General features: G+C 71.5%; 3 protein-coding genes and 1 pseudogene. 3 read left to right on the top strand and 1 reads right to left on the bottom strand.

Annotated features, from left to right (window positions below; genetic code table 11):
• A pseudogene (locus D7Y11_RS42385) lies at window positions 1–235 on the top strand (LysR family transcriptional regulator); the annotation flags it as partial.
• Window positions 236–314: 79 nt separating this feature from the next.
• Window positions 315–932, top strand: a complete 618-nt coding sequence (locus tag D7Y11_RS42380) for a DUF2378 family protein (RefSeq protein ID WP_126936503.1) — start codon at window positions 315–317, stop codon at window positions 930–932.
• On the opposite strand, the gene D7Y11_RS42375 is transcribed toward D7Y11_RS42380, so the two are convergent.
• The gene (locus D7Y11_RS42375; RefSeq protein WP_126936502.1) at window positions 883–1,734 is read right to left on the bottom strand and encodes a tRNA (5-methylaminomethyl-2-thiouridine)(34)-methyltransferase MnmD; all 852 of its coding nucleotides are present in this window, start codon (window positions 1,732–1,734) and stop codon (window positions 883–885) included. The two genes, D7Y11_RS42380 and D7Y11_RS42375, sit on opposite strands and share 50 nt — an antisense overlap.
• Before the next feature lie 48 nt (window positions 1,735–1,782).
• Between D7Y11_RS42375 and D7Y11_RS42370 the strand changes: the two genes are divergently transcribed.
• Window positions 1,783–2,020 (top strand): hypothetical protein (locus D7Y11_RS42370; RefSeq protein ID WP_148139288.1); only part of this gene is annotated, 238 nt, incomplete at its 3' end.

The raw sequence follows: 2,020 nt of genomic DNA, 5'->3' as shown, positions 1-2,020 counted from the left end.
CCACGTCCTCACCGCGCCCCGCCGCCTCATCGCCGCGTTCCGCGACGCGTACGAACTCCAGGTCTTCCCCCCGCCCATCCCCTTGCGCCCCTTCGACATCCTCCAGGTCTGGCACGAGCGCTTCGACGGCGACCCCGCGCACCAGTGGCTCCGCGGATTGGTGGCACGGTCCGTCGACGTAGGGTCTGAAAACACCCGGACTTCACGAAGGGTGCGGCGCGCGCCAGCTTCCTGACACTCGGGGGACGCGACACTGAACGTCAGTACACAGGTGGGGGAGCATCGCATGGGGGGCTTCGTGTAGGGTGCTCCCCATGAATCCTGAGAAGCTTGTCTTCGCCCAGACCGTCGACGCGCTCTTCGTCCGCGCGCTGGAGAACCGCCTGACGCCGGCGTGCCGCGAGCACCTGAAGCGGGCGGGGCTGGACCTCGACAAAAAGCTGGAGCGCTCCTATTCGCTGGAGCAGTGGCGGGAATTCCTGCGAATCGCGGCGGGCCACGTCTATGGCGGCGTGCCGGCGGAGGCCGCGTACTACTCCCTGGGCGAGCGCTTCATGGACGCCTACTTCGGCACCTTCTTTGGCCGTGCGCTGCTGGGCGTGGGCCGGCTGGCCGGTCCCCGGCGGATGCTGCTGCGGGCGGACCTGGGCTTTCGCGCCGGCAACAACTTCAGTGAAATCAAAATCGTGGAGCGCAGCGCGACGTCGCTAGAGCTCTGGATGAACGACGTGCTGGCGGATCAGCCGACGTTCGCGGCGGGTCTGCTCGCGCGCGCGGTGGCGCTGTGCGGGGGCTGGCGGGTGGTGGCGCTGCCGGAGGAGTTCGACGGCACGGCGGCGACGTTCCACCTGCGCTGGAGCGAGGCTTCCGCGGAAGGGACGCTCAGCGCCACTGAGGATGCGTCCGGAGGCGACGCTCGACCTCAGGCGTGAGGGTGCCCCCGTGCGGGGCCCGGGAGGACGAGCGCTCCCAGCGCTCCAACCACCGGGTCCCCAGCGGGGCGGTCAGTGATTCGTAGCGGGTCGAGGCCACGGTGGTCTCCCCCTTGGCGCCGGTGGACACGCCGGCGCCCACGTAGAACCCCGCGAGCAGCAGCGTGACGCGGGTGGGCGTGGCCGCGCTGTAGGTCATCAGCAGGGCGCCCTCTCCGTCTTCCCGGCAATGCCGGCGCACCCGGGCGAGGACGGCTTCGGTCCACATGTCCGGGTTGGACGCAGGTGAGAACGGGTCGAAGAAGACGAGGTCCGCCGGGGGCAGGCCCGCGTCCGGCTCCAGGAAGGGCACCGCGTCCCCCAGCTTGAGGGTCCACTGGATGCCGGGCTCGCTCCAGGCGCCGTGCTTCATGAGGCTTTCAGCGGCTTCGCGGAACGGCTGGAGGAAGGGGAAGCCCTCCGCGTCCGCGAGCGCGAGCCGCAGCGGGGCCAGGTCCACCTCGAAGCTGACGATGTGCAGGTCGCGGGCGCGGTCCGGGCCCAGTTCGCGGGCGCGGGTGAGCGCGGCGACGGCGTTGGTGGCGGCGCCCAGGCCCACGTCGTGGATGACGAGCGGCGGGCCGGGCTGGCGCAGGCGGTCCGCGAGGCCGGGCTGGTCGACGTAGAGGCGCAGGGCCTCCTGCCACGGGCCCACCGCGGGGTGCATGACCTCGCCATGGCCCAGGTGGCGCACGGCGCGGTGACCGTTGCGAAGGGTGACGAGCTCGAAGTCGCCGTCGCGCGGATGGGAGGGCTCGGACATGGGGCTCCTGGCCTGGAGGGGATGTGTGGGAAAGGATGGGTGCCTAGCATGACGACTCCAGGGCAGGAACATCGGGGCGCGCTTCACGGGGAGGACGTCCGGCACGGGGAGGCTCCGTTCGAGGGCGGCCGGGTGCGGCTGTCGCTGCGGGTGGAGGCGGCAACGCGCACGGTGCTGGCGGCGGCGTGGGAGGCGTCGGTGGAAGCCTCGGGGGACGCGGGGCATCCGCTGGCAGCGTGCCTGGAGTCGCTGTGTCAGAACGCGGTGGGCATGGCGGTGGACGTGT

Source organism: Corallococcus sp. AB018 (assembly GCF_003986945.1).
Classification (GTDB): Bacteria; Myxococcota; Myxococcia; order Myxococcales; family Myxococcaceae; genus Corallococcus; species Corallococcus exiguus.
The sequence above is the reverse complement of the archived record's forward strand: the minus strand, read 5'-3'. Positions and strand labels throughout refer to the sequence as shown.